This window comes from Mycobacterium szulgai, from assembly GCF_002116635.1.
Classification (GTDB): domain Bacteria; phylum Actinomycetota; class Actinomycetes; order Mycobacteriales; family Mycobacteriaceae; genus Mycobacterium; species Mycobacterium szulgai.
In genome coordinates, this window is sequence record NZ_LQPW01000086.1 from 1 (window position 1) to 21,546 (window position 21,546).

A 21,546-nucleotide genomic window follows, 5' to 3' on the forward strand; every position below is an offset into this window, starting at 1 on the left:
GGGCGGGGTCGGGGCGGTCGGCGGCAACGGCGGCACCGGTGGCCAACTGGCTGGCGATGGCGGCAACGGCGGAGCGGGTGGAGCCGGTGTGGCCGGCGGTGGCACCGGCGGCGCGGGCGGCGCCGGCGGCAATGCGGTTGGGCTGTGGGGAACGGGCGGCGCCGGCGGTGCCGGCGGCGCCGGCGGCACCGGTGCCGCGGGCACCAACCCCACCCTCGCGCCCCCGGTGACCACGGCCACCAACGGTGTCGACAACAGCGGCAACCCCGGGGTGCCCGGCGGCGATGCCGCCAGTGGCACCATCGCCGGTCAGGCCGGTGGTGTCGGCGGCAACGGCGGCTCGACCACCAATAATGCTGGTACCGCGATCGGCGCCGCCGGCGGCCAAGGCGGCAACGGTGGCGACGGAGCGCCCGGCGGCGTCGGCGGGACCGGCGGCCCAGCCAACGGATTAATAGCCACCGGCGGCGACGGCGGCGACGGTGGGAAGGGCGGTGTTGGAGCGCCCGGCGGCTCCGGCGGTGCCGGCGGCGTTGCCAACGGCATCAACACCGCCGGTGGCGGCGGGACCGGCGGCGACGGCGGCCAGGGCGGCACCGGCGCGCCCGGCGGCGCGGGGGGGCCGGGCGGCGCAGGTGTGACAGATGCCCCAGGCGGCCACGGCGGTGGCGGCGGGAACGGCGGCCAGGGCGTTGCTGGCAGCACCGGCGGCGTCGGCGGGAAAGGCGGCGCCGGGGGGCACGGCGGGATTCTGGTCGGCGACGGCGGCATCGGCGGTGCTGGGGGCGCCGGCGGGACGGGCGGTGCCGGCGCACCCGGCGCCTCAGGCGGTGCCGGCGGAACCGGCGGCAGTGCCGTCCAGTCGAATATTCAGGGTGGCGACGGTGGGACGGGCGGCGAGGGAGGTCTCGGCGGAGACGGCGGCCTTGGCGGCGACGGCGCAGACGGCGGCGCGGGCGGCGCGGGCGGACTGTTTGGCCACGCGGGTAGCACTGGAGCCGGTGGCATGGGCGGCACCGGCGGAGCAGGCGGCCCCGGCGGAAACGGCGGCGCCGGCGGCAACGGCGGCCCCTCCCGCGGCAGCGCCCCCGCGGGCTATGGCGGCGCGGGTGGCGCTGGGGCAGATGGCGGCAACGGCGGCGGCGGGGGCGTCGGCGCCGCCCTAAGCGCGGGTACGGGAGCGACCGGCCTCGCGGGCGCACACGGCATCGATGGTGCGCACGGGTCGGGGCGGTTACCGCCGCCCTAAAGGCCGGTACCGGCTGTGCGGGATCGATGAATCGGCCGACCGTGTAACGACTGGTGCACTAACTGCGACATCCTTTTAGGCCTGTCACCAGGAGGAAAGATGCCCCGACTTCGCAGCACCGCATTGGCTGCTCTGCTGGCGGCGTCGCTCGGCGCATCGCTCGGTCTGGCGGCTGCGGCCCACGCCGGCGACACCGCGACCTGGAATGGGGACTACATACTGACGCTTTCCGCCAATGCCAAGACCGGTACCAGCATCGCGGCCAGTCAACCCGAACCTGCTAAGCAAATCAGCGTTTCCATGAGTTCGACCTGCGCGACCGGCGTCTGCATCGCCACCGTGAACAACCCTCCCCCACCCAAGAACGACTCAATGCCGACATCGATCGAATTCGTTTGGAACGGTGCGCAGTGGGTTCGGAAAATTGAGTGGAAGTGGGACTGCCTATTGCCCGATGGCACCGTCGAATACGACCCGGCTAAATCGACTTCGGTCTACACGCCCGGGCCGAACGGCAGCTTCACCGGCCTGTTTCACACCGACATCTTCAGTGGCGCATGCGAAGGCAATGTCGACATGCCGCTGTCGGCCAAACCGGCCCCGTCGGCGACCAGTCAAATACCAGTCAACTAACGGCTAACCCACGCCGCGGCTGAGCCAGGTCACTTCACCGGCGTCGCCGCCGTCCCGGTACACCTCGAGCGCGTCATCCCACGCCGTGCCCAGGACCGAATCCAGTTCGGCGGCAAGGGTATCGGCACCCTGGGCCATCAGGGTCCGCAGCCGCATTTCGCCCACCATGATGTCGCCGTTGGCGCTCATCGCCCCGCTCCACAACCCGAGCTGCGGGGTGTGGCTGAACCGCTGGCCGTCGACTCCGGGGCTGGGGTCCTCGGTGACCTCGAACCGCAGCACCGACCAGGACCGCAACGCGTTGGCCAGCCGGGCGCCGGTTCCCACGGGGCCGACCCAATTGGTGACCGCGCGCAGTTGGCCAGGCATGGCCGGCTGCGGCGTCCAAACCAGGTTCGCCTTGGACTGCAGGGTCGACGACAACGCCCACTCGACATGCGGGCACACCGCCGCTGGCGAGGCGTGCACGTATACGACGCCGGTCGTCACGTCGGCGAATTGATTCGACGCATGCATCTGTTGCTCCTTCGGTTCCACGAGGGACGTCTTCCCCAACGACCTGGTGGACCGGCAGAACAGGATGCCTGCATCAATTGTTTGTGTCTTGCGTGTCTATTGTGCCTTGTGATGCCTGTGTTGCGCTAGTGTGCATTTTCCGCGGCGATCACCCGGTCTGAGACGGCCGGCCACAGATCCAGCGCCCACTCGCCGAAATCGCGGTCGGTGAGCACCACCAGCGCCAGGTCAACCTCGGGATCGGCCCAGATGAAGCCGCCTGCCTGGCCAAAATGGCCGAAGGTGCGCGCCGAGTTGCGCGTACCCGTCCAGTGCGGTGATTTCGAGTCCCGGATTTCGAAGCCCAGCCCCCAGTCGTTGGGACGCTGGACCCCGTAGCCTGGCAACACTCCGTCCAGGCCCGGAAACTGCACCGTCGTGGCCTCGGCGTGCAGCTGCGCCGAGACCGTCGACGGACTCAGCAGGTCCGCTGCGAACGCGGCCAGGTCGCCGACCGTCGAGGTTGCCCCGAACCCGGCGGTGGCGGCGCCGCCCTCTAGCCGGGTGGTCCCCATGCCCAGCGGTTCGAACACCGCCTCGCGCAGATAGCTGCCGAACTCGATTCCCGACTCCCGCTGCACGGTTTCGGCCAGCACCGCAAAACCGTAGTTGGAATACATCCGGCGGGTGCCGGGTCGGGCCAGCACCTGATCGGAGTGCATCGCCAAGCCCGAGGCGTGGGCCAACAAGTGCCGAATCGTGGAGTCCGGTGGGCCGGCCGCGGTTTCGAGTTCGACGACGCCTTCCTCGATCGCCACCTGCACCGCCCGGGCCACCAGCGGCTTGGTCACCGACGCCAGGGTGAAAACTTTCGCGGTGTCGCCATGTGTCGCCAGCACGCCGGCAGGCCCGACCACCGCCGCGGCCGCGGCCGGGACCGGCCAGTCGCACAAGGCGTCCAGAGCCGGCATTACTTGGTGGCGATGTAGTAGTTGTTCAGCGGATCCGAGTCGATCTCGGCCACCCGCACCGCGGTGAACCCGGCGTCGTTCAGCATCGACACGGCCAGCTGCGTGCCCCACGCCGTGCCCAGTCCGGCGCCGCCGAGGGCCAACGACACCGTCATGCAGTGCATCAGTGAAGTCGTGTAGAGGTAAGTGCTCATCGGCCGGCCGACGTTCTCCTCTAGGCGGCTCGACGCCTTGATGTCGGCCATCAACAGCACACCCCCGGGTCGCAGCGCACGGTAAATGTTTTCCAGCACCTGCGCCGGGTGCGCCTGATCGTGGATCGCGTCGAACACCGTGATGACGTCGTAGGCCGAGTCTTTGTCCAAATGCGCCAGATTGTGGCTTTCGAAGCCGGCGTTCGTCAGGTGCAGGCGTGCCGCCTCCTGGATGCCCGTCGCGACCGCCTCGTCGGAAAAGTCGATCCCGGTGAACCGGCTCGCCGGAAACGCCTGCGCCATCACGTTGATCGCATGGCCGCTGCCGCAGCCGAGATCGGCCACGTCCGCGCCGGCGCGCAGGCGCTCGGGCAGACCCTCGACCAATGGCAGCACGACGTCAACGAGTGCGGCATCGAAAACGGCGCCGCTCTGCTCTGCCATCAGTGTGTGGAAGCGCGGGTATTCGCTGTAGGACAGGCCGCCACCCGTCCGGAAGCAGCCGACGATCTTCTGCTCGACTTGGCCGAGTAGTGGCATGAACTGCGCCACTACCGCGAGATTGTCCGGTCCGGCGGCTCGGGTCAGCACGGCCGCACGATGGGCGGGCAGCGCATAAGTCCCGGCCGCGGCGTCGTACTCGACGACGTGCCCCGTCGTAGCCCCACCCAGCCACTCCCGGACGTAGCGCTCGTTGAGCCCCGCAGCATCGGCGATCTGGGTGCTGGTGGACGGCGGCAGGCCGGCCATGGCGTCCAGCAGACCGGTCTGATGTCCAATGCTTAACAGCAGCGCGAGACTGGCGCCGTCGAATGTCGCGACGATCCGCTCGCTGAACGCTTCGGTGGTTTCAGGGGCCGTCATGCTCAGGCACTCTATCCCCCCGACACCGCATCCACTGCCGGCATTTAACCCGCATGGGCGCGCTGAGCGCAGGCTGGGCGGCGCACCGTAGGTTGGAGCCCATGAGTCAGACAGTGCGCGGCGTGATCTCACGAAAAAAGGGCGAGCCCGTCGAATTGGTGGACGTCGTCATACCGGACCCGGGACCCGGCGAGGCCGTCGTCGACATCACCGCCTGCGGGGTGTGCCACACCGATCTGACCTACCGCGACGGTGGCATCAACGACGAGTACCCGTTCCTGCTCGGCCACGAGGCCGCGGGCAGGGTCGAAGCCGTCGGCCCCGGTGTCACCGAAGTCGAGCCCGGCGACTTCGTGATCCTGAACTGGCGCGCGGTGTGCGGCCAGTGCCGGGCCTGCAAACGCGGCCGGCCGCATCTCTGCTTCGACACCTTCAACGCCACCCAGAAGATGACGCTGACCGATGGCACTGAACTGACTCCGGCCCTTGGCATTGGCGCGTTTGCCGATAAGACGCTGGTCGCCGCGGGCCAATGCACCAAGGTCAACCCCGAGGCCGACCCGGCCGTCGCGGGCCTGCTGGGCTGCGGAGTGATGGCGGGCATCGGCGCCGCGATCAATACCGGTGGCGTTACCCGTGACGACACGGTCGCGGTGATCGGCTGCGGCGGCGTGGGCGATGCCGCGATCGCCGGGGCCGCTTTGGTCGGCGCCCGGCGCATCATCGCCGTCGACACCGACAACACCAAGCTGGAGTGGGCGCGCAAGTTCGGCGCCACCCACACCGTCAACGCCCGCGAGTTCGACGACGAAATGGGTGTGGTGAAAACCATTCAAGACCTCACCGACGGCTTCGGCGCTAACGTGGTGATCGACGCCGTCGGCCGGCCCGAAACATGGAAGCAGGCCTTCTACGCCCGTGATCTGGCCGGAACCGTTGTGCTGGTTGGTGTTCCGACGCCCGACATGCGTCTGGACATGCCTTTGGTGGACTTCTTCTCGCACGGCGGGGCCCTGAAGTCATCCTGGTATGGCGATTGCCTGCCCGAACGCGACTTCCCCACCCTTATCGATCTCTACCTGCAGGGCCGGCTGCCGCTGGACGAGTTCGTGTCCGAACGCATCGGGCTGGGCGACATCGACGAAGCATTTCACAAGATGCATCAGGGCAAGGTGCTGCGCTCGGTGGTGCTCCTGTAATGGCCGCCATCGACCGGGTGATAACCCACGGCACGTTCGAACTCGACGGCGGCAGTTGGGAAGTCGACAACAACATCTGGCTGGTCGGCGACGATTCTGAGGTGGTGGTTTTCGACGCCGCCCACGACGCGGCCCCGATCGTGGCCGCAGTCAACGGCCGCAACGTGATCGCGGTGGTGTGCACCCACGGCCACAACGATCACGTGACGGTGGCTCCCGAACTCGGCCGGGCGCTGGACGCACCGGTGCTATTACACCCTGGCGACGACGTACTGTGGCGAATGACTCACCCGGAAAAGAACTTTCGCGCCGTATCCGACGGAGACACGTTGCGCGTCGCCGGCACCGAGTTGCGGGCACAGCACACACCCGGGCACTCACCGGGATCAGTCTGTTGGCATGCCCCGGAGCTCAACGTCGTGTTCAGCGGCGACACGCTGTTTTCCGGCGGGCCGGGCGCAACCGGTCGCTCCTACTCAGACTTCCCGACGATCCTGCAGTCCATATCCGGGCGACTGGGCTCGCTGCCCGGCGAGACCGTCGTGCACACCGGCCATGGTGACAGTACGACGGTCGGCGACGAGATCGTGCACTACGAAGAATGGGTGGCCCGAGGGCACTGAGATGCCCTAGTCACAGAGACGCATGTGACGGCTGAGCATTAGCGACCGGAGCCCAGCGCTCACTGCCCATCCAAAATCCGCCGCTTCTCGGCCTGAAATTCCTCTTCGGTCAGCGCCCCCGAATCCCGCAGTGCCGCTAAGGTTTTGAGTCGCTCTAGTCGGACGCCGTCGTCAGTGGGTTCGTAGGCCGCGACCGGCTGCGGCGGCGACAGGTCGTGCAGGTATGGGCTGGCCGCCGGCCGGGCGACGGCGGCCGATACGGCCGTGCGCCGGGTGCGTGACAGCCACATCACCGACAAGGCCAAATCGATCAGGCCGAGGACGAACACGGCGACGAACACCCAGACCAGATAGCCGTATGAACTCTGGTGACCGAAAGCCAGACGCGGGTTGATGTATCCGTTGACTTGGCCGTCTGTGGTGACGTCGTAGGTTCCTTCGGCGGGAACATGCACCATCCATACCCGCACATGTGCGTCGTTGTTGACCGTCGTTGTGCTGCCGATACTTTCCGTCACCGCGGGTTGCGGCATGCCCTCGGGGGGCTTGATCGTGATCCCCAATGGCGGCACCGGCAGGCCACTGCCATCGCCGATCACCAACGTATGCAGGCTGACGGTAACCTCACCGGCGGGCAGGTGCACGCTGCCCGTCCCGGGGATCGGCACCTCGCCGTAGGCGTTGTACTTATCGAGAAAGAAAGCATTGAGCACCAGGGTGACGATGAAGCCGCCCACCGCTACCACCAGCGTCACCACCGCCACAGCCAGCGACACCTTTGCCAGCCGTCTACTCATCCACGCAGTGTAGAAGGCGACTGCACTGCAGCGGCAGCGAGGCAAGGCGCACACTGGGAAACAAAGCGACCGGAAATGGAGTGATACGCATGGCTAACGATCTTGTCGCCACGGTGCCCGATCTGACCGGCAAGCTTGCGATCGTGACCGGAGCCAACAGCGGTCTGGGGTTCGGATTGGCCCGCCGGCTGGCGGCGGCCGGCGCGGACGTCGCGATGGCGATTCGCAATCGCGCCAAGGGCGAGGCAGCGATCAAGGAAATCCGCTCCACGATTCCCGCGGCAAAACTCACCATCAAAGCCCTCGACCTGTCATCGCTGGCGTCGGTTGCCGCCCTGGGGGAAGAACTCAACGCCGAAGGCCGCCCGATCGATATCCTGATCAACAACGCCGGCGTGATGACTCCACCCGAACGCGACACTACAGCCGACGGCTTCGAATTACAGTTCGGCAGTAACCATCTCGGACACTTCGCGCTCACCGCACACGTCCTGCCGCTGTTGCGGGCCGCACAGCACCCGCGCGTCGTCTCGCTGAGCAGCCTGGCGGCCCGCCGCGGCCAGATCCATTTCGACGACCTGCAGTTCGAGAAGTCCTACAATCCGATGGCGGCCTATGGTCAGTCGAAACTGGCGGTGTTGATGTTCGCCCGGGAGTTGGATCGCCGCAGTCGTAAAGCCGGCTGGGGCATCGTGTCCAATGCCGCCCACCCCGGCCTTACCAAAACCAACCTGCAAATCGCCGGACCGTCGCGCGGCCGCGAAAAGCCGGCGCTGATGGAGCGGCTGTACAAGACCTCATGGCGCTTTACGCCGTTCCTCTGGCAGGAAATCGACGAAGGCATCCTGCCGGCGTTGTATGCGGCCGCCACACCGCAAGCCGAGGGCGGCGTGTTCTATGGCCCCCGCGGCTTCTACGAGACCGCCGGCGGTGGCGTGACCGAGGCCAAGGTCCCCGCCCGGGCCGCCAATGACGCTGACAGCCAACGGCTTTGGGAGATATCTGAGCAGCTCACCGGTGTGAGTTTCGCTAGCTAGCCATGGAACCCGATATGCGCGTGCCGCAATCGAGCATCGTGGTGCGCCCGGAGCCGATGGACAGCGCGACCTACACACAGTCGTCGCGGCTGCAGGCCGCGGGTTTGACGCCGGCCGTCGCGCTTTTTGAGCTTGCCGCCCAACAGGTTCCGCTGCCCCAGCCCCCGCAACCGATCGTCATCGCCGATTACGGCGCGGCCACCGGCCACAATTCACTCAAGCCGATGTCCGCGGCAATCGACGTGCTGCGCAAGCGCACCCGCGACGACCACGCAATCCTGTTGGCACACACCGACGTACCCGAAAACGACTTCACCGCACTGTTCCAGACACTGGCCGAGGACCCGGACAGTTACCTGCAAAAGGACAGCGCGAGTTTCCCGTCGGCGATCGGCCGATCGTTCTACACCCAGATTCTGCCGACCAACACCGTCAACCTCGGCTGGACGTCCTGGGCGGTCCAGTGGCTGAGCAAGATCCCTGCGCCGCTCCCCGACCACGTACAAGTCGCCTACAGCAATGACGAGCAGGCCCGCGCGGCCTATGCCCGCCAGGCGGCCACGGATTGGCAGGATTTCCTGGCCTTCCGCGGACGCGAGTTCTGTCCGGCTGGACGTCTGGTGGTGCTGACGATGGCCGTCCAGGAAGACGGCGAGTTCGGCTACCGGCCCTTGAATGAGGCCATCATGGCGGGTCTGCACGATCAGGTGCGGCAGGGCTTGTTGCGCGCCGAAGAGGTACAACGCATGGCGCTTCCCATTGTTGCGCGCAGCGAGAAGGACTTTCGCGCTCCTTTTGCGCCACGCGGGCGGTTTGAGGGCCTGGCGATCGATCACCTGGAGGTGTTCGATGCCCAAGACCGATTCTGGGCTCGCTTCCAAACAGATGGTGACGCAGAAGCTTTCGGTGCGCAGTGGGCAGCATTCGCGCGGGCCGCCCTCTTCCCCACCCTGGCGGCCGCTTTGGACATCCCGCGCCGCGCTGAATTCACGCAGCGCCTGCAGGTCGCCGTCGCACAACGGCTGGCCGCCGCGCCGGAGCCGATGCGGCTTCCGCTGGCCGCGATTGTGCTGGTCAAAAGCGGGTCGGGGTAACGAGCGTTTCGACATTGCGCCGCAGTGGTACCCCCTGCCCAGGGTCGGCTCAAAAATTGCAACTCCACAGGGGGCGAGAGCATGGGCGAGCAGGACAGCGAACCGGACCAAGAACCGGTCGACAAAGCCGACAGCGACCGCACAAACGAGAAACCAGAGCCCGACGACGAAGCCAAAGAAAAGGCCGCCGAGATGATGACGGCCTACGAATACCGCCCGACGCTGATTCTTCCCGGCACCGGTGGAGCGGTTTCCGGCACCGCGGTGGGTGATTGGCTCGACGACGACGGTAATCCCAAGTACGCCGATGACGAGGATTCCCCGGCGAACAAGGCCAAGATGTCGCAGGACGACGAAGCCAAGGATGACACCGCGACCGAAAAGCCCTCCGAGGAAGAGGATTCCGGCGGCAGGGCCTCCCATGTTGAGACGAGCAAGGGCGAGGACGGCAAGACCCGCGGCGAGGCGGCCGAGGAGCGGGAGAAGCAGAAGAGCGAACGCTCGATGGAAGAAATGGCCAAAGACGACAAAGAGTTCAACAAGAAAGCCATGGAGCTGGCTGGGGAAAAAACCGGGGCCGGGAAAGCCGAAGCTAAATAAGGTGCTGAGTGCTTGAGACTGCCGTGAGACTGGCTAAGGCAACGGCGGTGCTGGGACTTTTGGTATCCCCGGAAGCGAAATGCCGGGAATCTGCGGGATCCCCGGAATCTGCGGGATCGGGGGCGGATTCGGCGGCGCGGGTACCTGCGGAGCCGGCGGTTGTGTGGTCGCTGGCGGCTGAGTGGTCGCCGGCGGCTGGGTGGTTACCGGGGGTGTGGTGGTGACGGGCGGTGGTGTGGTGGTCGCCGGTGGCGGGGTCGTCTCGGTCGTCGGAGGCGGGGTCTCCGATGACGGCGTTTCCGAAGGCGGTGTTTCCGACGGCGGTGGTACGGGCGCTTGCTGCGTGGGCGGCGCGGGCTGACCGGTATCAGGAGTCTGCGACGGCGGGGCGGGCTCGCTCGACGGCGCGGGCGGGGCCGAGGTTGCCGACGCGCTGGTCACGCCCGGGGTCGTGGGCTTGTTTTCGGTCGGCTTGTTTTCGGCACTGCGCAATCCGATGACCACCGCGGCGCCCACCAGCAGCACGGCCACGACGGTACTGACAATGATCACCGCGGGCAGGCGGTACCAGGGAATGATCTTCGGTGCCGGCTCGGGCTCGGGGCGAGCGTCATGGTCGAAGCTCAATTGCGGGCGGGCTGACGTGAAGCCGCTACCGCCGGCAGGCAGGACACGGGAGTCGTCGTCAGCTTCCGACCAGGCCAACGCCGGTTGCATCACCGACACCGGAGCATCGTCGTGGCCATTCGCCACGGCAGCAGGCGCCAGGGCCAGTGCCGTCGCCGTGGCAGACGCTGCCGGGGTCACCAGCGTCGCGCTGGCCTCGCCGGGCCCGCGCGCGGCCCGCAACGCACCGCCGATCGCCGCCGTCAACTGCGGACGCGGCGTCGTGATCACCGGAACACCGAAGCGTCCGGACAGCGTCGTGATGACTGCCGGGATGTTGGCGCCGCCGCCCACCGCAACGATCGCCACCAGATTCGTGGCGTGAATTCCGCTGCGCGCGATGGTCTGTTCCATAGCCTGGACAACGCCGTTCAAGGAATCGCGGATCGCCTCCTCGAGCTCGTTTCTGGTGAGCCGCAGATCGCCGCGACCGCCCTGCAACACATCGCTCAGCGTGGCCACGGTGCTCGACGAGAGCTGATGCTTGGCATTGCGGCATTCCGTCCGCAGCCGTGCCAGCGACCCGATCGCCGAGGTGCTTTGCGGGTCGAACGAGCCGGTGTTCGGCAATTCGGACATCAGGTAGGTCAACAATGCCTGGTCGATCAAATCGCCGGAGAAGTCGTGGTGCCGCACGGTCGGTGCGACGGGCTGATACTCGCCGTCGGCATCTACCAACGTGATGCTGGTGCCGCTGCCGCCGAAGTCGCACACTGCGACTATCCCGCGGGCCGGGATGCCGGGGTTAGCCCGCGCAGCGAACAGGGCTGCCGCGGCGTCCGGGATCAGCGTGAGTGGGTGGTCCCCATGCGACCATTCCGTCACCCGGCTCAACGCAGCGCCCAGCGCGTCCACCGCGGCCGGCGCCCAGTGGGCGGGATAGGTCACCGCGACACTTTCCGGCAAGGCGCGGCCACCGCTAGCGGCATAGGCCAACGCCCGCAATGCGTCGGCGACCAGTGCCTCGCTGCGGTGCATCGAACCGTCGGCCGCCACAATGCCCACTGGGTCTCCGACCCGGTCCACGAAGTCGGCGATCACCAAGCCGGGCTCGTCCAGCCGCGGATTCTCCGACGGGACACCCACCTCGGGTGGGCGCTGCCGATACAGCGTGAGCACGGGTTTGCGGGTGAGGGCATGATCGGCCGTGACGGCCGCCAGGTTGGTGGCACCGATAGACAGCCCCAGTGCCGGCCGTGCTCCTTCAGCCATGTAGTCCAATCCCCACTGTGCAGCGGCACGTCCCGGTCATGCCGCCTACCCGAATTCTCTCGGTTATACCTATAGCCAATCTCTGCGTCAGCTATGCGTGAGCTGTATCAGCGGATGGTGCCCGCCCCCGGGATCAGCGGCAGATCGAGTGCGGTGACCCAGCCCGGCGGCAAGTCGTTGACGGCCGCGACGGCATTGAGCGCCCGCATCCCGGTGGCCAGGCAGCCGGCGGCCGCGGCGTCGCGACCGGAGCCGTCGGTGAACCGGAACGCGGTTTCCTGGAAGATGCTCGGCGTCCCCTCGACGTCGACCCGGTAGACGTCGTTGTCGTGGCCGGTTGGCCAGTCGGGAGCGGCGTCGAGTCCGATGCGGTTGACGTGTTCCAGCTGGATCCGGGTTTCGCCCTGGTAGATGCCGTTGATGGTGAACCGGACCGCGGCGACGTGGCCGGCTTTGATAACGCCCTTGGCCGACTTTCGTTCAGTGGGCGTCACCCACTTGTCCCAGGTCGTGGTGATTTCGTCGAGCATGATGCCCGCGGCGTAGGCGATCATGGGCACGGTGGCACCCCAGGCGAAGATCAACACGTCGCGGTTTTCCAGCAACGGGCTGAACTCGGGTTCCCGGCCGATCCCCATCTCGTGTTCGTAGTCGCCTTCGTAGTTGGTGTAGTCGAGCAGCTCCGAGGCACGCACTTTGCGAACTTCCGAACACAGGCCCATCAGCGTCATGGGAAACAGGTCGTTGGCGAATCCCGGATCGATGCCGGTGGTGAAGCATGACGACTCGCCCAGCTCGCAGGCTTCGGTGATCGGGGTGATCCAGTTCGGTGGGTTCAGGTGCATGGTGGGCCAGATCCAGGGCGTCATCGCGGTCGAACACACGTCGATGCCGGCCCGCAGAAACCGCGTGATCAGCAGGATGTTGTCCTTGGCGTGCATTGCGGTCGGGCCGTAGTGCACCAGCGCGTCGGGCTTCAGCGCGATCAGGGCGTCGACGTCGTCGGTGGCGGTGATGCCCACGGGTTCGGCCAGCCCGCAGATTTCGGCCACGTCGAGCCCGACTTTTTCCGGGTTGCTGACCCCGACGCCCACCAACTCGAACAGTGGATGCTTGACGATCTCGGTGAGCACCATTTTCCCCACGAAGCCGGTTCCCCAGACCACGACGCGTTTACTCTTATCCAACCCAGCCACCTCCTGCTCAACCCCGTATCCCGGCTTCACCCTAAGGGCGGCGCACCGGGATCTAGCATCTGAGGGTGCGATCGGCATCCTCGCCGCCGGCGTTGAGCGCCTGGCGATTCGTCGCGGTGTTCGGCGTGGTCAGCCTGCTCGCCGATTTCGTCTACGAAGGTGCTCGCTCGGTCACCGGGCCGTTGTTGGCCTCGTTGGGAGCGACAGGCCTGGTGGTCGGAGTGGTCACCGGCATCGGCGAGGCCGCCGCCCTGGGGCTGCGTCTGGTCTCGGGTCCGTTAGCCGATCGCACGAAGCGCTTCTGGGCTTACGCCATCGCCGGCTATGCGCTGACGGTGATCACGGTTCCCCTGCTCGGTGTAGCGGGCAGCTTATGGCTTGTCTGCGCGCTGGTGATCGGCGAGCGGGTCGGCAAGGCGGTACGCAGCCCGGCCAAAGACACACTGTTGTCGCACGCCACCACCGTCACGGGCCGCGGCCGCGGGTTCGCGGTGCACGAGGCCCTCGACCAGGTAGGTGCGGTGCTGGGACCCCTGACCGTAGCCGCGGTACTCGGGTTCACCGGTAACGACTACGCTCCCGCACTCGGCGTGCTGGCCCTGCCCGGCGCTGCGGCGCTAATGCTGCTGGTGTGGCTGCGATTCCGGGTGCGGCATCCCGAATCCTATGAGCCCGAAACATCCAATCAGCCCGGCCATGTTGTCGCGCAGAGATTTTGGGCCCTTCCAGCGAAATTCTGGTGGTACTGCGGATTCACCTCGCTGACTATGGCCGGCTTCGCCACATTCGGCTTGTTGTCCTATCACATGGTCACGCACAGGGTCGTGACGCCGGCCGCGGTACCGGTGGTCTATGCGGCCGCGATGGGCGCAGATGCGTTGGCGGCGTTGGCGTCAGGCTGGAGCTATGACCGGTTCGGCGCCAAAACCCTTGCCGCCCTGCCGATCCTGTCGATGCTGGTTGTTTTGTCCGCGTTCGGCGGGAATGTAACGCTGGTCGTAGTGGGGGCGCTGTTGTGGGGTGCCGCGGTGGGAATCCAGGAGTCGACGCTGCGAGCGGTGGTCGCCGACCTGGTCAGCACACCCCGCCGAGCCAGCGCGTATGGGGTGTTCGCCGCCGGCTTGGGAGTAGCGGCCGCGGGCGGGGGCGCTCTCATCGGCTGGCTCTACGATGTCTCGACCGCCACATTGGTCGTGGTGGTGGTCGCACTTCAGGTCGTCGCGCTGGGCACGATGTTCGCGATCCGGCTGCCGGAGTAGAAACCCCTGGTGCGCCGACGTGCGTGGTGACAACATGAAGAACCATGAAGCTCCTCAGCGGACCCTCGATTCTGTTGGCTCTCGGCATCGGCTTCACCGCCACCTGCGGGTTGGCTAACGCGGACCCAACGCCGAAAGCCCGCTACGAAGTGAGCGGCAGCGGTATGGCTGAATACATCTCGTATCAAACGGTCGAAGGCCAGCAGCACGCAGTCAACGTGCCGCTGCCCTGGTCCACTGAGTTCACTTCGTTCGGGGGCCAGGTATTCGTGCTCAGCGCACAGGGGCCGGGGTCCATTACCTGCAAGATTTCACTCGACGGCAATGTAGTGAGTCAGCAGACCGCGACCGGGGTGCCGGGTCACACAGTCTGTACTCACTGAGCCACGCGGAGGAGGATCGCCGTGGACCTCAAGACCGGTATTGCTCGCGTGAACGGGCAGCCCCCACCCGAGGTCAAGCTCGGTGACTTCGATCTGGGCTCGCTGGATTTCTGGGGACTCGACGACGATATTCGCGACGGGGCTTTCGCCACCTTGCGCCGCGAAGCGCCGATCTCGTTCTGGCCCGCACTCGAGCTTCCCGGCTTCACCGCAGGCAACGGGCACTGGGCGCTGACCCGTCATGACGACGTCTTCTATGCCAGCCGTCATCCAGATGTCTTCAGCTCCAATCCCAACATCACGATCAACGACCAAACACCGGAGGTGGCTGAGTATTTCGGCTCGATGATCGTGCTCGACGATCCACGCCATCAGCGTCTGCGTTCCATCGTCAGCAGGGCGTTCACGCCGAAAGTGGTGGCCCGCATCGAAGCATCGGTGCGAAATCGCGCCCACCGGCTGGTCACGTCGATGATCGCCAACCATCCCGATGGGCAGGCCGACGTGGTCAGCGAACTCGCCGGACCACTGCCGTTGCAGATCATCTGCGACATGATGGGCATACCCGAGGAGGACCATCAGCGCGTATTCCATTGGACCAATGTGATTCTCGGCTTCGGCGACCCCGATCTGGCGACCGATTTCGACGAATTCGTCCACGTTTCGATGGAAATCGGCGCCTACGCCAGCGCGCTGACCGAGGATCGACGAGTCAATCACCACGACGATCTGACGAGCAGCCTGGTCGAAGCCGAAGTCGACGGCGAGCGGCTGTCGTCGTCGGAGATCGCCTCGTTCTTCATTCTCTTGGTGGTGGCCGGCAACGAAACAACGCGCAATGCGATCAGCCACGGCGTGCTGGCGCTGTCGCGCTATCCCGAGCAGCGCGAGAGGTGGTGGTCGGATTTCGACCGTCTGGCGCCCACCGCGGTCGAGGAGATTGTTCGCTGGGCCTCGCCGGTGGTCTACATGCGCCGCACCTTGACCCGTGACATCGAACTCAGTGGCACCAAGATGGCAGCTGGCGACAAGGTTTCGCTGTGGTACTGCTCGGCCAACCGGGATGAGTCAAAGTTCGTTAATCCGTGGATGTTCGACGTGGCCCGCGACCCCAATCCCCATCTCGGTTTCGGTGGCGGCGGCGCCCATTTCTGTCTGGGCGCCAACCTCGCCCGTCGGGAAATCCGGGTTGTCTTCGACGAGTTGCGCCGCGAAATGCCCGACATCGTTGCAACCGAGGAGCCCGCCCGGCTGCTCTCGCAGTTCATCCACGGCATCAAAAAGTTGCCCGTCGCCTGGACTCCGGCCGGCTGATATCACCTGCGATATCGCATTCCAGAACGCATGCATGATCCAGACAGGCCCGGCTCAGGGCATGACCCCCTTTCAAATGCGATAGCGCATTCGATATCACCAACCGCTGCCCGTTGACTGGTCGGCCCACTGCGGGTAGGCCTTTCAGCATGGCTGATGTCGACGTTTGCGTGGTGGGTGCCGGCTTCGCGGGTTTGACCGCAGCCCTTCGACTCAACCAGGCAGGCCATTCGGTGGCTTTGCTCGAGGCCCGGGACCGGGTCGGCGGCCGCACCTACACCGTTACACGCGACGACGGGTCGTGGATAGACAAGGGCGGCGCCTGGGTTGGGCCGACCCAGGACCGCATCTATGCGCTGATGGATGAGTTCGGCGTCAAAACCTTCAAGCAGTACCACGACGGCGACGCCATGATGGTGGTCGACGGCAAGCAGCACCGCTACGCCGGCACGATCCCGTGGACCATGAGCCCATGGGCGTCGCTGAATCTCGGTGCGGGCTTCCTCGAACTCGGCCAGATGTGCAAGTCGATCCCGCTCGAGGCGCCGTGGGAGGCCAAAAAGGCACACAAGTGGGATCGCATGACATTGGCCCAATGGTTGGAGCGCAATATCAAGTCCAAGGCCGCGCACGACCTGCTCGATACGGCGATCTCGGGCTGCTACACGTCGGCGGCCTCGGAGGTGTCGATGCTGTTCATGCTCTATCAGATGGGATCGGCCGGCGGCCCGGCCTTCGTGCTCGGCGGCAAGGGTGGCTCGCAGGACGCCCGGGTGGTCGGCGGTATGGGTGCGATCTACGGGCCGATGGCCGCCGAGCTGGGTGAGGCCATCCGGCTGTCCCAGCCGGTTCGGTCCATCGAACAAGATGCCGACGGCATCACCGTGCGCTCAGATCGCGACAGCGTCCGGGCAGGCCGCGTCGTCGTCGCTGTACCGATCGCCATCGCCAGCCAAATCGTTTACGAGCCAATGCTTCCCACGGATCGGTCGTTTCTGCACCAGCGGATGCCCAGCGGCGCGATCGTCAAGATCTCAATCGTTTACGACGCGCCGTTCTGGCGCGCCGACGGTCTGTGCGGCCAAAGCGCCGCCCCGGGATCGTTGGCTACGGTCACCATCGATGCCTGCCCCGACACGGGGTCCCCGGGCATCCTGTGTGTGATCATCGAGGGCCCGACTGCCCGGCAGTACGAGCGCCTCGACTTCGCCGGGCGCCGTCAGGCGGTGCTCGACGCGTTGGTGGAACGGTTCGGCCCCAAGGCAGGCCGGCCCGTCGACTACGTCGAACAGAATTGGAGCCGCGAGCGTTACTCAGGCGGCGGAATGCTCAGCCACGCCCCGCCCGGGGTACTCACCCAGTTCGGACACGCGCTGCGCCGGCCCTGTGGGCGAATTCATTGGGCCGGAACCGAAACCTCGGCGCAGATGTGCGGCTGGATCGACGGCGCTATTCGCTCCGGCGAGCGCGCCGCCCGGGAAGTCATGGCCAATCAAGCGCTGCCTTCCCATGACGTCTACTCCTCAAGGCCGTAGACCAGCAACACCCGCGGATACACGGTGAACCATTCCGGTGGCTGCGGAATTCGGGTGATGCGCTTGGCGTTGTCGTCCAGCCAGCGCAGTGCCGCGCGGTAGGCGCCGATGCGCGCCGGGCGAAACGGATAGCGGTAGTACCGGGCGAACAGCTCCACATGGAGATAAAGGACAAGCTTTCCGACCAGCCCGTCGGGCAGATCCTCGAACACGATGATGCTGCGCCGCGCCACTCGGTGGCACTGCTTGATCAACGCCATCGGGTCATGACTGTGATGAAGTACCTCACTGACGACGACGTGATCGAATGCCTTGTCCGGAAACGGAATTGAGGTGCCGTCGAACTCGCGGAACGGGATCTGTGTCCGGCGGAAGTCCTTGACATCCAACCCACTTGGGTCCACGCGATACTTCTCTTGCAAGTACGCCGAGAGGAGTCCGGTTCCACACCCAACATCGAGCAGGCTCTCGCCGCGGCCGAGGTAGCCGGCCAGTGCCTCGGCTTGGTCGCGCAATCTGGCCGCCGGCTTCATGACGTGCAGCGCTTCGGCAACGCGTTGCCGGTGGTCCCGTAGTTTGATGCGCACCCAGTGACCTCCTAGTCGAGGATTTTGAGAGGATTTCGAGAGATATTGTCAAGCATGCCCATCCCAGCGTTTCCCCCTCCCGACGTGTTGGCCGCCCGGCAGAAGCTGGTGCTCGACCACTTTCATGACGAGGTCCGACAAGACTGGGACGACGTATTGTCGACGTTCCCGCATCCGCACTACGAGCTCATTCCGCAGATGACGGTTCACGACGGGGATCGAGCCGTCCGCGGCTACTACAACTACACGCGGACTGCGTTTCCCGACCAGGACCACGAAATCATTGCGTTGCGGCACAGCGCCGACGCGGTGATCGTCGAGTTCTGGCTGATGGGCACCCACCGGGGATATCTGGGCAAGGTGCCCCCCACCGGCAGCCGCTTCCGGGTGCGGATGACGGCATACTTTGTCTTCGATGAATCCGAAACCCTTGTCTGCGAACGGATTTACTTCGACACCCTGACCATGATCAAGCAGCTCTTGGGAGGCCTGGACAAACGCAAGCCGGCCAATTGGCTACTGCTTGTCCGTTGTGTGCGTGGCCTGCTGACGATGTCGGCGGACCCGCCGGACCCCGCACTCACCAATACCGTGCCGCCGATCTTCGGTGACTAGACTTCCTGCCATGGGCGTCCCACGGGCGTTTTGCGGCCTGGCAGCAACGGCACTGCTGGCGGGCTGCAGCACCGACAGTGTCCATACGGGCAGTACTGCGCCAGCGGCACCACCGACAACAGCGGCAGCCACGGCCGTCACCGCCACACCACGGCCCGCTGCCCCGGGTACGCAGAAGTGGATCGATCTTCAGGTCGGCGATTGCGTGACCGACCTTCCGCCGGCCGACCTCAGCCGCATCACCGTCACGGTGGCCGATTGCGCGGCACCGCATTTGGCGGAGGTATACCTACGCGCACCGGTGGCCGTCGATTCTGCCGTCGCAGCCGTCGCCAATCAGGCGTGCGCCGCCGGGTTTGCGCCCTACACGGGACAGGCTCCAGCGTCCAGCCCCTACTCGATAACCTGGCTCATCGATTCCCATCAAGATAGAACCGGCGCCGACCCCACCCCGAGCATCGTCATCTGCATGTTGCAAGCGGCCAACGGTCAACTCGTCAGCGGATCCGCGCGTCGCTGAGCACCCGTGGGTTGTGCGCCAGCTCATACCGGAGGGGCTCAAATCCCTTAATAAAATTACGTGGTGCTACGTTCCCAGTACCCCAAGCGAATCGCACTCGCGTGCATGGTAGGTACCACCGTCGAGTTCTACGACTTCTATATCTATGGCACCGCGGCGGCGTTGACGTTTCCCAGTGTCTTCTTCCCGAACCTCAGCCCCGGGATGGCGACTATCGCCTCGATGAGCACCTTCGCCGCCGCGTTCTTGTCCCGGCCGCTGGGCGGGGCGGTGTTCGGCCATTTCGGTGACCGCCTGGGCCGCAAAGCGACTTTGGTTGCCACGCTGCTGATTATGGGTTTGTCTACGGTAGCGGTGGGACTGACGCCCGGCGCGGCCACGATCGGCCTGGCGGCGCCGTTGATCGTGTTGGTCTTAAGGCTGTTGCAGGGGTTTGCCGTCGGCGGCGAATGGGCGGGCTCAGCGCTGTTAGCCGCCGAACACGCACCGGGAACCGAGCGTGGCCGGTACGGCATGTTCACCGCTGTGGGCGCCGGCATCGCAATGTTGTTGACTAGCTTGACATTTCTGGTGGTCAATTTCACCATCGGTGAAACCAGTGCGGCGTTCATCAGCTGGGGGTGGCGCGTCCCGTTCCTGCTGAGCGGGCTGCTGATCGCCATCGCGTTGTACGTCCGGATCAACATCGACGAAACTCCCGTTTTCACAGAGCATTTGGCCACCGGCGCGCGCCCTCGGGTGCCGCTCGCCGAGGTGCTGCGCCGCCAACCCACCAACGTCATTTTGGCTTCGGGCAGCTTCGTGGCCGTCTTCGCCTTCGTTTTCATGGCCGGCAGCTATCTGATGAGTTATGCCCATGGCCATGTCGGGTTGTCCAGGAACGCAATCTTGTTCGCCGGGATGCTCGGTGGGCTGGCGTGGATCGCGATTGTGCCGATCTCGGCGACGATTTGCGACCGGGTCGGGCGCCGCCCGGTGATCCTGTTCGGGTGGACGCTGGGTCTGCCTTGGTCGTTTGTCGTCATTCCGCTTGTTGACGCCGACAGCCCGGCCCTGTTTACCGTCGCGATTGTCGGCACTTACGTCATCGCGGCGCTGGCTTACGCGCCCATGACATCGTTCGTGCCGGAACTGTTCAGAACTCGGTATCGCTACACCGGCGCCGGCTTGGCGCTCAACATTGCTGGCATTTTCGGCGGCGCTCTGCCACCGCTGATCGCCGGACCACTAATCGCCCACTACGGCACCTGGACCATCGGCGCCATGATGGCCGCACTCGTCGTAATCAGCTTGGTGGCGACCTATCTGCTGCCGGAAACCCACGGTAGTTCGATAGACAGCCCGAACGAGTACGCGGTCGCGGCGCTATAGGCCACACTCGACACTGCCCTGGCGCGAATAGCCGTAGCGGTCCATGACCTCGCTCCAGTGTTCGTCGACGATCGCGCGCTGCTCGTCTGTCAGCCGGTAGGTGTTGGTTTTGTAGTGTTCCCGTTCGGCGAAGTACTGGCGCAGTCGCGGCCGGAACCGCTCGAAGTCGCCGAGGCCCAGGTGGTCGTACAGCCGGCTCAGTTCCCCTTCGGGATCGCTGATCAGATCCTCGTACCGCAATTCGTAAAAGCGTGCCGGATCTACGAGTTCACGCCCTTCGTCTATCTTTCGGTACAGGTCCACGTAGGTGGACAGCACCCTTTCGTCCAACCCCTCGAACGTCGGTCGCTGCAGGCCGTGGATGCGGTACAGCGCCTTGTGCAAATTGATGGTCGACGGATAGACGACGTAGGGATCCCGGACGATATGGATGAACCGCGCCTGCGGAAAGATGTCCTGCAGCACCTTGATTCGGAAGCTGTGCGTCGGGTTCTTGAGTACCACCGCCTTGCGATGACGAAAGTACACCTGCTGCACGAACCGGTACAGGGTCCGTTTCCACGCTTCCAGCTCACGCGAGGTCAACTGCTCCAAATCCAGATACCGCTGGTCCTGAAGTGGCCGGTTCGGGAACGCGATGCTCAGATACGGCGACGGCTGGCCCAGCATGCACCACACGAATTCGTCTTCTTGCGGGTGATGCAGGCTCAAATCCATGTTGTCCATGGCTCGGTGCTTCGATACCAGGAACTCGACGTAAGGTGCGAACCACTCGGTCAGCAGAAAGTGGTGCGGCGCAAGGCATTCGTAGCCGGTGGGACCGGTGTGGTGCTCGTCGAGGGCCAATAGTTCGTGCAACAGCGTGGTACCGGTCCGCCAGTGACCGACGATGAAGATCGGCGGATCGGCGATAGGTGTTTTGGCGACACGTTTACCGAACCAGATCTTCTGCCAAAAACCCAGATACGAGTTGACGACACTGAGAAACGTGTAGAGGACCGCGAAGTGCCATCGACTCCAGTGCACCGCGAAGCGGTTACGGATCAGCAGGCGGATCCAGGCCGAGAAGCTGCAACCGATCCACAGCGGCGCCGCCCACTCATGCCACCAGGAAAGGCGATTGGACATCCCG

22 protein-coding genes are annotated in these 21,546 nt (G+C 65.5%); 14 read left to right on the plus strand and 8 right to left on the minus strand.

Annotated features, from left to right (window positions below; all coding sequences use genetic code 11):
• Positions 1-1,249 (plus strand): PE family protein (locus AWC27_RS31090; RefSeq protein WP_169726782.1); only part of this gene is annotated, 1,249 nt, incomplete at its 5' end.
• 99 nt (positions 1,250-1,348) lie between these two features.
• On the plus strand, positions 1,349-1,882 hold the full coding sequence (locus AWC27_RS13400) for an Rv2253 family sensor-like surface protein (RefSeq protein ID WP_085670929.1): 534 nt from the start codon (positions 1,349-1,351) through the stop codon (positions 1,880-1,882).
• A gap of 3 nt (positions 1,883-1,885) precedes the next feature.
• Here AWC27_RS13400 and AWC27_RS13405 read toward each other — a convergent pair whose 3' ends face one another.
• The 3 genes from AWC27_RS13405 to AWC27_RS13415 form a co-directional block, all read right to left on the minus strand.
• Positions 1,886-2,398 (minus strand): DUF3145 domain-containing protein, encoded by a 513-nt coding sequence (locus AWC27_RS13405; RefSeq protein WP_083113573.1) that lies wholly within the window; start codon positions 2,396-2,398, stop codon positions 1,886-1,888.
• A gap of 125 nt (positions 2,399-2,523) precedes the next feature.
• Positions 2,524-3,348, minus strand: coding sequence for a serine hydrolase domain-containing protein (locus AWC27_RS13410; protein WP_085670930.1), 825 nt, complete (start codon positions 3,346-3,348; stop codon positions 2,524-2,526).
• The gene (locus AWC27_RS13415; protein WP_085670931.1) at positions 3,348-4,406 is read right to left on the minus strand and encodes a class I SAM-dependent methyltransferase; all 1,059 of its coding nucleotides are present in this window, start codon (positions 4,404-4,406) and stop codon (positions 3,348-3,350) included. Before AWC27_RS13415 ends, AWC27_RS13410 begins: the two co-directional genes overlap by 1 nt.
• 101 nt (positions 4,407-4,507) lie before the next feature.
• Between AWC27_RS13415 and AWC27_RS13420 the strand changes: the two genes are divergently transcribed.
• A complete protein-coding gene (locus tag AWC27_RS13420; RefSeq protein WP_085670932.1) occupies positions 4,508-5,605 on the plus strand; it encodes an S-(hydroxymethyl)mycothiol dehydrogenase in 1,098 nt (365 codons plus the stop codon).
• Positions 5,605-6,228 carry an MBL fold metallo-hydrolase gene (locus AWC27_RS13425; protein WP_085670933.1) on the plus strand — a complete coding sequence of 208 codons (624 nt, stop codon included), beginning with the start codon at positions 5,605-5,607 and terminating at the stop codon, positions 6,226-6,228. The genes AWC27_RS13420 and AWC27_RS13425 overlap by 1 nt, the downstream gene beginning before the upstream one ends.
• A gap of 59 nt (positions 6,229-6,287) precedes the next feature.
• Here AWC27_RS13425 and AWC27_RS13430 read toward each other — a convergent pair whose 3' ends face one another.
• Entirely contained in the window at positions 6,288-7,025 is a 738-nt protein-coding gene (locus AWC27_RS13430) for an SHOCT domain-containing protein (protein WP_085670934.1), read from the minus strand.
• Positions 7,026-7,114: 89 nt separating this feature from the next.
• Between AWC27_RS13430 and AWC27_RS13435 the strand changes: the two genes are divergently transcribed.
• The 3 genes from AWC27_RS13435 (at position 7,115) to AWC27_RS13445 (ending at position 9,756) form a co-directional block, all read left to right on the plus strand.
• Entirely contained in the window at positions 7,115-8,062 is a 948-nt protein-coding gene (locus AWC27_RS13435) for an SDR family oxidoreductase (RefSeq protein ID WP_085670935.1), read from the plus strand.
• 2 nt (positions 8,063-8,064) lie between these two features.
• Positions 8,065-9,156 (plus strand): class I SAM-dependent methyltransferase, encoded by a 1,092-nt coding sequence (locus tag AWC27_RS13440; protein ID WP_085670936.1) that lies wholly within the window; start codon positions 8,065-8,067, stop codon positions 9,154-9,156.
• A gap of 81 nt (positions 9,157-9,237) precedes the next feature.
• On the plus strand, positions 9,238-9,756 hold the full coding sequence (locus tag AWC27_RS13445) for a hypothetical protein (protein ID WP_085670937.1): 519 nt from the start codon (positions 9,238-9,240) through the stop codon (positions 9,754-9,756).
• Between the two features lie 33 nt (positions 9,757-9,789).
• On the opposite strand, the gene AWC27_RS13450 is transcribed toward AWC27_RS13445, so the two are convergent.
• Entirely contained in the window at positions 9,790-11,634 is a 1,845-nt protein-coding gene (locus AWC27_RS13450) for an Hsp70 family protein (protein ID WP_085670938.1), read from the minus strand.
• Positions 11,635-11,741: 107 nt separating this feature from the next.
• Positions 11,742-12,770: an NAD(P)H-dependent amine dehydrogenase family protein gene (locus tag AWC27_RS13455; protein ID WP_085671051.1), complete on the minus strand. Its 1,029-nt coding sequence runs from the start codon at positions 12,768-12,770 to the stop codon at positions 11,742-11,744.
• A gap of 119 nt (positions 12,771-12,889) precedes the next feature.
• Between AWC27_RS13455 and AWC27_RS13460 the strand changes: the two genes are divergently transcribed.
• The 4 genes from AWC27_RS13460 to AWC27_RS13475 all read left to right on the plus strand — a co-directional run bounded on the left by AWC27_RS13460 (position 12,890) and on the right by AWC27_RS13475 (position 17,321).
• On the plus strand, positions 12,890-14,089 hold the full coding sequence (locus AWC27_RS13460; RefSeq protein WP_139836982.1) for an MFS transporter: 1,200 nt from the start codon (positions 12,890-12,892) through the stop codon (positions 14,087-14,089).
• Between the two features lie 44 nt (positions 14,090-14,133).
• Complete coding sequence (locus AWC27_RS13465; RefSeq protein WP_085670940.1) at positions 14,134-14,472, plus strand: MmpS family transport accessory protein; 339 nt, start codon at positions 14,134-14,136, stop codon at positions 14,470-14,472.
• Positions 14,473-14,493: 21 nt separating this feature from the next.
• Complete coding sequence (locus AWC27_RS13470; RefSeq protein ID WP_085670941.1) at positions 14,494-15,786, plus strand: cytochrome P450; 1,293 nt, start codon at positions 14,494-14,496, stop codon at positions 15,784-15,786.
• Positions 15,787-15,935: 149 nt separating this feature from the next.
• Positions 15,936-17,321: a flavin monoamine oxidase family protein gene (locus AWC27_RS13475; RefSeq protein ID WP_085670942.1), complete on the plus strand. Its 1,386-nt coding sequence runs from the start codon at positions 15,936-15,938 to the stop codon at positions 17,319-17,321.
• On the opposite strand, the gene AWC27_RS13480 is transcribed toward AWC27_RS13475, so the two are convergent.
• A complete protein-coding gene (locus AWC27_RS13480) occupies positions 17,303-17,908 on the minus strand; it encodes a methyltransferase domain-containing protein (protein ID WP_245847049.1) in 606 nt (201 codons plus the stop codon). The two genes, AWC27_RS13475 and AWC27_RS13480, sit on opposite strands and share 19 nt — an antisense overlap.
• Before the next feature lie 54 nt (positions 17,909-17,962).
• Between AWC27_RS13480 and AWC27_RS13485 the strand changes: the two genes are divergently transcribed.
• From AWC27_RS13485 to AWC27_RS13495, 3 genes are all read left to right on the plus strand, one after another.
• The gene (locus tag AWC27_RS13485; RefSeq protein WP_085670943.1) at positions 17,963-18,523 is read left to right on the plus strand and encodes an ester cyclase; all 561 of its coding nucleotides are present in this window, start codon (positions 17,963-17,965) and stop codon (positions 18,521-18,523) included.
• A gap of 10 nt (positions 18,524-18,533) precedes the next feature.
• A complete protein-coding gene (locus AWC27_RS13490) occupies positions 18,534-19,043 on the plus strand; it encodes a hypothetical protein (protein ID WP_085670944.1) in 510 nt (169 codons plus the stop codon).
• 105 nt (positions 19,044-19,148) lie between these two features.
• Entirely contained in the window at positions 19,149-20,414 is a 1,266-nt protein-coding gene (locus AWC27_RS13495) for an MFS transporter (protein ID WP_085670945.1), read from the plus strand.
• Here the strand turns inward: AWC27_RS13495 and AWC27_RS13500 are convergent.
• Positions 20,409-21,542 carry a sulfotransferase family protein gene (locus tag AWC27_RS13500; RefSeq protein ID WP_245847051.1) on the minus strand — a complete coding sequence of 378 codons (1,134 nt, stop codon included), beginning with the start codon at positions 21,540-21,542 and terminating at the stop codon, positions 20,409-20,411. The two genes, AWC27_RS13495 and AWC27_RS13500, sit on opposite strands and share 6 nt — an antisense overlap.
• Between the last annotated feature and the right edge of the window lie 4 nt (positions 21,543-21,546).

Excerpts from the sequence above, each read along its gene's own strand:
- AWC27_RS13410 (WP_085670930.1), bottom strand. The coding sequence starts at position 3,348 with ATGCCGGCTCTGGACGCCTTGTGCGACTGGCCGGTCCCGGCCGCGGCC.
- AWC27_RS13495 (WP_085670945.1), top strand. The coding sequence starts at position 19,149 with ATGGTAGGTACCACCGTCGAGTTCTACGACTTCTATATCTATGGCACC.
- AWC27_RS13400 (WP_085670929.1), top strand. The coding sequence starts at position 1,349 with ATGCCCCGACTTCGCAGCACCGCATTGGCTGCTCTGCTGGCGGCGTCG.
- AWC27_RS13445 (WP_085670937.1), top strand. The coding sequence starts at position 9,238 with ATGGGCGAGCAGGACAGCGAACCGGACCAAGAACCGGTCGACAAAGCC.
- AWC27_RS13430 (WP_085670934.1), bottom strand. The coding sequence starts at position 7,025 with ATGAGTAGACGGCTGGCAAAGGTGTCGCTGGCTGTGGCGGTGGTGACG.
- AWC27_RS13420 (WP_085670932.1), top strand. The coding sequence starts at position 4,508 with ATGAGTCAGACAGTGCGCGGCGTGATCTCACGAAAAAAGGGCGAGCCC.
- AWC27_RS13435 (WP_085670935.1), top strand. The coding sequence starts at position 7,115 with ATGGCTAACGATCTTGTCGCCACGGTGCCCGATCTGACCGGCAAGCTT.
- AWC27_RS13405 (WP_083113573.1), bottom strand. The coding sequence starts at position 2,398 with ATGCATGCGTCGAATCAATTCGCCGACGTGACGACCGGCGTCGTATAC.
- AWC27_RS13465 (WP_085670940.1), top strand. The coding sequence starts at position 14,134 with ATGAAGCTCCTCAGCGGACCCTCGATTCTGTTGGCTCTCGGCATCGGC.
- AWC27_RS13490 (WP_085670944.1), top strand. The coding sequence starts at position 18,534 with ATGGGCGTCCCACGGGCGTTTTGCGGCCTGGCAGCAACGGCACTGCTG.
- AWC27_RS13455 (WP_085671051.1), bottom strand. The coding sequence starts at position 12,770 with ATGGTGCTCACCGAGATCGTCAAGCATCCACTGTTCGAGTTGGTGGGC.
- AWC27_RS13485 (WP_085670943.1), top strand. The coding sequence starts at position 17,963 with ATGCCCATCCCAGCGTTTCCCCCTCCCGACGTGTTGGCCGCCCGGCAG.
- AWC27_RS13415 (WP_085670931.1), bottom strand. The coding sequence starts at position 4,406 with ATGACGGCCCCTGAAACCACCGAAGCGTTCAGCGAGCGGATCGTCGCG.
- AWC27_RS13450 (WP_085670938.1), bottom strand. The coding sequence starts at position 11,634 with ATGGCTGAAGGAGCACGGCCGGCACTGGGGCTGTCTATCGGTGCCACC.
- AWC27_RS13440 (WP_085670936.1), top strand. The coding sequence starts at position 8,065 with ATGGAACCCGATATGCGCGTGCCGCAATCGAGCATCGTGGTGCGCCCG.
- AWC27_RS13425 (WP_085670933.1), top strand. The coding sequence starts at position 5,605 with ATGGCCGCCATCGACCGGGTGATAACCCACGGCACGTTCGAACTCGAC.
- AWC27_RS13475 (WP_085670942.1), top strand. The coding sequence starts at position 15,936 with ATGGCTGATGTCGACGTTTGCGTGGTGGGTGCCGGCTTCGCGGGTTTG.
- AWC27_RS13500 (WP_245847051.1), bottom strand. The coding sequence starts at position 21,542 with ATGTCCAATCGCCTTTCCTGGTGGCATGAGTGGGCGGCGCCGCTGTGG.